The organism is Vibrio sp. CB1-5 (assembly GCF_059412285.1).
The window spans coordinates 77,341-83,919 of the sequence record NZ_JBJHPB010000023.1 but is presented as its reverse complement, the minus strand read 5'-3'; the positions used below and the strand labels follow the sequence as shown (position 1 = coordinate 83,919).

The following is a 6,579-nucleotide window of genomic DNA, read 5'->3' as shown; positions in this document are numbered from 1 at the left end:
TTCCAGATTTATCTATGCGTGTAAGATGCTTTTCCTACGCTAACCTGTCATAGTAACGAATTCTTCTGAGCCCGTTGGGTGGATAGCCACAACAGAATCAAAGTCTGCTTTGGTTGCGCCCATCTTCATCGCAACAGCAAAGCCTTGAATCATTTCATCAACCGTAAAGCCAATACCATGCAGACCGACAACTTTCTCGTCGTCGCCTGCGCAAACCAACTTCATTTTGCAAGGTTGACGGTGCTTAGTGACCGCTGTGTACATGGCCGTAAAGCCTGATGTGTACACCTTAACGTTGTCTTTACCGTACTTCGCTTCCGCTTCTTGGGTTGTTAGACCAATGGTACCGATAGGTGGGTGGCTAAATACCACGGTAGGAACTAGGTCATAGTCCATTTTCGCGTCTGGTTTGTTGTTAAACAGGCGCTCAGAAAGCAGACGACCCGCTTTAACTGCCACAGGTGTTAGCTCAATACCGCCTTCCATGATATCGCCTACGCAGTAGATGCCTTCAACGTTGGTCGTTTGGTATTCATCAACTTTGATGTAGCCACGATCATTGGTCGCGACACCTGTTGCAGCTAGGTTGATTGCATCGGTCGCTGGGTGGCGGCCGATAGCCCAGATCAGTTGGTCAACATTTTGGCTTTCACCATTTTCTAGGTGTAGAGTCAGGCTGCCATCTGCTTCTTTAACCACTTCTTTAGGGACAGAGTGAGTATGTAGCGTTGGTCCTTCGGTATTCATCACTTCAACCAAGGTCTCAATGATCATTGGGTCGAAGCTACGAAGTGGTGACTCTTTGCGGCAAAACAGGTGAGTCTCTGTGCCTAGTGCGTGTAGTACACCTGCAATTTCAACGGCAATATAGCCTGCACCAATAACAGCAACGCGCTTTGGTTGCTCGTTCAGCTCGAAGAAACCATTAGAATCAATACCATACTCAGCGCCTGGAATATTTGGAATCGTCGGACGACCGCCAACGGCAACGAGGATGTGATCTGCGGTGTAAAGTTCACCGTCGACTTCCACGGTTTTTGCATCAACAAACTTAGCAAAACCTTTGATAACGTTTACTTTGTTGTTACCCAATACGCGGTCGTAAGATTGGTGAATGCGGCCAATGTACGCTTGGCGGCTTTCAATGAGTTTGCTCCAGTCAAAGCCTTTGACATCCACATCAAAACCATAGTCTTCTGCGTATAGGTTCATGGCTTCAGCAACTTGCGCGCCGTGCCACATGACCTTTTTAGGTACACAGCCAACGTTTACGCAAGTACCGCCTAGGTCTTTCGCTTCGATAAGCGCAACCTTCGCGCCATACATTGCCGCACGGTTTGCAGATGCGATACCGCCGCTGCCGCCACCAATACAGATATAGTCAAAATGCGTTGCCATTACGTTCTCCAAGAGCTTATAAATATTGTGATTGCTTGTACTAAAGCATATTGGGGCGATGTTATCAGAACTCAACAACCCAACATGTTAGCCACAATCTCTGTCCGTATGATAAATCGAGTCTAGCAACTTTCTCCAATGGGAAAAAGCGGAGTTGATTATGACTAATAGCGATTGATATTAAGAAAGGGAAATTGCTGAGGTCGTGGGATGATTGAAGGCAAACGCAGCAGCGTTCAGTCTGCTGCGCTGGAAGTAAGGCTGAGCGGGATTATTCCGGCACAATCCATTCGACCTTAAAGTGGCCTGTTGCTGGGGCAATCTTCTCTTTAAGGTACGGCAGGATCTCTTTCATCTGCTGCTCTAGCATCCACGGCGGGTTGATAACAATCATGCCCGAAGCTGTCATGCCGCGCTCATTGGTATCAGGAGAAACTCCAAGCTCAATCTGAAGTATCTTGCGAATGCCGAGCCCTTCTAGACCATCAATCATGTCGTCGATGTCATAGCGATTCACCACTGGGTACCAAATCGCGTAAATACCCGTTGCCCAGCGCTTATGGCTCTGTGCAATGGCGGTCACCACATCGCGATACTCTTTTGCCAGCTCGTACGGCGGGTCAATCAATACTAAACCACGACGCTCTGCTGGTGGTAGGCTGGCTTTTAGGCGCTTGAAGCCATCTTCTTTGAAGATTTTAACCTGACGATCACGATGGAATTCTTGCTCCAGTAGAGGGAAGTCACTTGGGTGCAACTCGGTTAATACCATGCGGTCTTGCGGGCGCAGGTGCGCACGAGCAACGCGTGGTGAGCCTGGGTAGTAACGGAGCACATCACCATTGTTGAGTGTATCAATGGACTCAATATAGCTAGCGATATCTTCAGGGATATCTGGGTTACCCCAAAGACGGCCAATGCCTTGCTTATATTCGCCTGTTTTCTCCGACCATTCATGGGTGAGATCGTAGCGACCTACACCTGAGTGGGTGTCGTGATAAACGAAGGGTTTATCCTTGTTTTTTAGAGAATTAAGGATAAGACTTTGTACTATGTGTTTCACGACATCGGCATGGTTGCCCGCGTGAAAACTGTGACGATAGCTCAGCAAAATAAAGACTCGATTAGACAATAATGCACGAAGTATAACCTCTTCTTAGTCCAAGAGGCAGAGATCTTACAACTTCGTATTATCGTAAGGATTGAAATTCGCGTCTGGTGACTACATTTATCTAATAATTACGCTCACTTGCTATCGATTGAGTGAGGGAACCCAATAACTTAAAAGGGATGCTGCATGTCAAACCCATTACTGACGTTTACCGACTTACCTCCTTTTTCACAGATCAAACCTGAACATGTGAAACCAGCAGTCGAGCAAGCGATTGAAGCGTGCCGCGCGAAGATTGATGCGGTGCTAGAAGATAACACCAATCCAACCTGGGACAACGTAGTTGCACCAATAGAAGAGATTGATGACAAGCTAAGTCGTCTATGGTCACCAGTGAGTCATATGAACTCGGTGATGAACAGCGATGAACTTCGTGAAGCGTATGAAAGCTGTTTGCCTATTCTTTCTGAGTACGGAACTTGGGTAGGTCAACATAAAGGTCTGTACGAGGCGTACAAAGCGATTAAAGCAAGTGACGAGTTTGATGCACTAAGCCAAGCGCAGAAGAAAACCATTAAAGATTCCCTTCGAGATTTCGAGCTATCGGGCATTGGTTTACCGGCAGATGAGCAGCATCGCTATGGTGAAATCAGTAAGCGCATGTCAGAGCTAGGTTCTCAGTTCTCCAACAATGTACTCGATGCCACCATGGGCTGGACCAAGCACATCACCGATGAGAAAGAACTTGTCGGCATGCCTGAATCGGCACTGGCAGCTGCTAAGGCTGCAGCAGAAGCGAAAGAGCTCGATGGTTATCTACTAACGTTAGATATTCCATCTTACCTCCCTGTTTTGACCTATTGTGACAACCAAGAACTACGCAAAGAGCTGTACGAAGCCTACGTGACTCGCGCCTCTGATCGCGGTCCGAATGCTGGCAAATGGGACAACACAGAGATCATCGCAGAGCAGCTAAAACTGCGCCACGAGATCGCGCGCCTGCTTGGTTTTGGTACCTTCAGTGAAAAATCGCTGGCAACCAAGATGGCAGAGAATCCAGCGCAAGTGCTTGGCTTCTTGAATGACCTAGCGACTAAAGCGAAACCACAAGGTGAACGCGAAGTCGAAGAGCTGCGCCAGTTTGCCGAGAAAGAGTTCGGCGTGGCTGAGCTTAACCTTTGGGATATCGCGTACTACAGCGAGAAACAAAAACAGCACCTATTCCAGTTCTCTGATGAAGAGCTGCGCCCGTACTTCCCTGAATCTAAGGCAGTAAGCGGCTTGTTTGAAGTGCTGAGCCGAGTGTTTGGTATGCAAATCAAAGAGCGTAAAGGCGTGGATACATGGCACGAGTCGGTACGTTTCTTCGATATCTTTGATAGTACAGAGACATTACGTGGTAGCTTCTATCTCGATCTTTATGCTCGTGAGCACAAACGTGGTGGTGCGTGGATGGATGAGTGCCGTGTACGCCGTACTAACGTTGATGGCGAGCTGCAGACGCCAGTGGCGTACCTAACTTGTAACTTCAACAAGCCAGTTGGCGATAAGCCAGCCATGTTTACCCATGATGAAGTGGTGACGCTTTTCCACGAAACGGGCCATGGTATTCACCACATGCTGACCAAGATTGATACCGGTGCGGTATCTGGTATTAACGGTGTGCCTTGGGACGCGGTAGAGCTACCAAGTCAGTTCTTAGAGAACTGGTGCTGGGAAGAAGAGGCGCTAGCGTTTATCTCGGGTCATTACGAAACAGACGAGCCGTTACCGAAAGCGATGCTAGACAAGATGTTGGCAGCGAAGAATTTCCAATCGGCGATGTTTATTTTACGCCAGCTTGAATTTGGCTTGTTCGACTTCACGCTGCACACCGAATACGATCCAGACATCGGTGCGCGCGTTTTAGAAACCCTTGCCGACGTGAAATCGAAAGTCGCGGTATTGCCTAGCCTAGAGTGGAACCGTTTCTCACATAGCTTCAGCCATATTTTCGCGGGTGGTTACAGTGCGGGTTACTACAGTTATCTGTGGGCAGAAGTGCTGTCTTCTGATGCGTACTCTCGTTTTGAAGAAGAAGGCATCTTTAATAAAGAGACCGGTGAGAGCTTCCTAAGCAACATCCTAGAGATGGGAGGTAGTGAAGAGCCGATGGAACTGTTCAAGCGCTTCCGCGGTCGTGAGCCACAGATTGATGCGTTGTTACGTCATTCAGGGATTAGCGCTTAGTTAGTCAGCTTGATGTAGATGAAAGCCCCCAACCTTTGGTTGGGGGCTTTTTAGTGTGCGCCGAGCATGGCGTTGATCTAGGAGGTGAAAGTCCTCTACGGGCTCAGTCGAGCGAGAACCGTTAGCCTAGGCAAGGGTGTTCACCGTGAGGTGAAATCTGATAGTAGGTCACTACAACTTGGGCAACCTAGCACTAGATAGAATAGCCCGATGCCTCGACGGGAAGTGTGTAGTGATAAATCAGGCACGGCCAAGGGAAAGAGCAACGTCTTACCTCGGGAGATCTTATTGCCTGTCTCGATAGAGACTAATGCAACAGCGATGTTGTGTGATGGGTAATAAGAAGTCAGCAGAAGGCATAGTACCTTAAGAATGTACAACTTAAGGGAAGGCCAGAACTGAATATATCAAGAAGCAGTCACTAGACACTCAATCATGTGGAGTCATAGCAAGATGAAATCCATCTCTACGTCCCAATGGGCGATACCGCAAGTAAAGCTCATGGTAACGAAGAATGACAAGCATGGTCGGCGTAGACAGGAGGACGAGTCTTGGTGACCTCAACTTCGTTGATGGAGCAAATTTGCTCCTCAACCAACTTGAATCAAGCTCTACGAAGAGTGAAGAAGAACAAAGGATGTGCAGGTGTCGACAAACTCGATATTGATGCAACCATCCTTAAACTTCGACAAGCTTCAAACGGGCAAGCTCTCCGCCAGAGTCTTCGGGATAGATGGAGTCATCCATATATCGAAGCCAGCGCGGCAAATAACGAAGCGAAACCGAGGTCGAAAGTTAGAGGTGATAATCACTGAGTTAACTCAGTACCTAAGAGGTTGGCAACACTACTTCAAGCTTGCCATGCGGAAGAGTACGATGCAGGACTTGGACAAATGGATACGGCGACGGTTAAGATGCTACCGACTTAAGCAACGCAAACGCAGATACGGCATAGCGACATGGTTACAGCAACAAGGTGTAACGGAGCGGAATGCGTGGAAGCTAGCGATGTCAGACAAAGGTTGGTGGCGGTTGGTCCTCACGCCGCAAGTGAATCACGCTATGTCAATAAAATGGTTCGAGGAGTTGGGGTTGTACTCATTGCGAGATGGGTACGAATCACTAAAAGTATATTCGGAACCGCCGTATGCGACCCACGCTTGTGCGGTGGTGTGAGAGGACGGAGGTCGTGAGACCTCCTCCTACTCGATTGAAATTTTCTGGTTAAGGGTTCACATTGCGACTAATCGGATTCTGCAACGAAATCAGCGTCTCCGTCGATTGCACCTCTTCAATCGCCTGCAGCTTATCGATCAACACATGCTGCAGCTCTTCAATCGAGCGGCACATCAACTTTACGAAGATGTTGTATGCACCAGTGGTGTAGTAGGCTTCGACCACTTCATCCAAGGCATTGAGCTTTTCTAGCGCCGAGTGATAGTCGCGCGCGGCGTACAGGTTGATACCGATAAAGCAGCACACGTCATAACCAAGCTTTTTGGTGTTCACCACCACTTCAGTACCCTCGATAATCCCAGCCGCTTTCATCTTTTCGATACGCACGTGAATCGTCGCTGGGCTCACATCAAACTGTTTTGCCATCTCGGCATACGGGCGACGGGCGTCTTCCATCAAGGTTTTTAGGATCGCTTTATCCAGATCGTCGAGATTGTTGGTGCCGTGCATATCGAATCCTTTGTCTGAGTGAGAGGGCGACATCGCGGAACACGTGCCGTTTCATTGGTGCACAAGCTTATCACTATTTTTGCGTAGCCGTCTTTGTGTCGATCACGCTTATTGGTCGCGCTATCGACTTGAGGTACACTGGCGCCCATTGCCTT

The 6,579-nt window shown here is 48.5% G+C and carries 4 protein-coding genes and 1 pseudogene; 2 read left to right on the top strand and 3 right to left on the bottom strand.

The features are described 5' to 3' along the window. Positions 1–39: 39 nt before the first annotated feature. Together gorA and ACJB0T_RS16105 are read right to left on the bottom strand one after the other, a co-directional pair. The gene (gene gorA / locus ACJB0T_RS16110; RefSeq protein ID WP_479294671.1) at positions 40–1,398 is read right to left on the bottom strand and encodes a glutathione-disulfide reductase; all 1,359 of its coding nucleotides are present in this window, start codon (positions 1,396–1,398) and stop codon (positions 40–42) included. Between the two features lie 271 nt (positions 1,399–1,669). Beyond that, a complete protein-coding gene (locus ACJB0T_RS16105) occupies positions 1,670–2,509 on the bottom strand; it encodes a 23S rRNA (adenine(2030)-N(6))-methyltransferase RlmJ (RefSeq protein ID WP_479294709.1) in 840 nt (279 codons plus the stop codon). Between the two features lie 186 nt (positions 2,510–2,695). Here ACJB0T_RS16105 and prlC point away from each other — a divergent pair, with 186 nt between their 5' ends. Continuing rightward, complete coding sequence (gene prlC / locus ACJB0T_RS16100; RefSeq protein WP_479294672.1) at positions 2,696–4,738, top strand: oligopeptidase A; 2,043 nt, start codon at positions 2,696–2,698, stop codon at positions 4,736–4,738. A gap of 723 nt (positions 4,739–5,461) precedes the next feature. After that, a pseudogene (locus tag ACJB0T_RS16095) lies at positions 5,462–5,914 on the top strand (group II intron maturase-specific domain-containing protein); the annotation flags it as partial. Between the two features lie 48 nt (positions 5,915–5,962). On the opposite strand, the gene asnC reads toward ACJB0T_RS16095, so the two are convergent. After that, a complete protein-coding gene (asnC, locus tag ACJB0T_RS16090) occupies positions 5,963–6,424 on the bottom strand; it encodes a transcriptional regulator AsnC (protein ID WP_042502002.1) in 462 nt (153 codons plus the stop codon). Positions 6,425–6,579: the final 155 nt, after the last annotated feature.

What these genes read in the sequence shown, in the direction of transcription:
- gorA (WP_479294671.1), bottom strand. Translation starts at nt 1,398, where the DNA reads ATGGCAACGCATTTTGACTATATCTGTATTGGTGGCGGCAGCGGCGGT.
- prlC (WP_479294672.1), top strand. Translation starts at nt 2,696, where the DNA reads ATGTCAAACCCATTACTGACGTTTACCGACTTACCTCCTTTTTCACAG.
- asnC (WP_042502002.1), bottom strand. Translation starts at nt 6,424, where the DNA reads ATGCACGGCACCAACAATCTCGACGATCTGGATAAAGCGATCCTAAAA.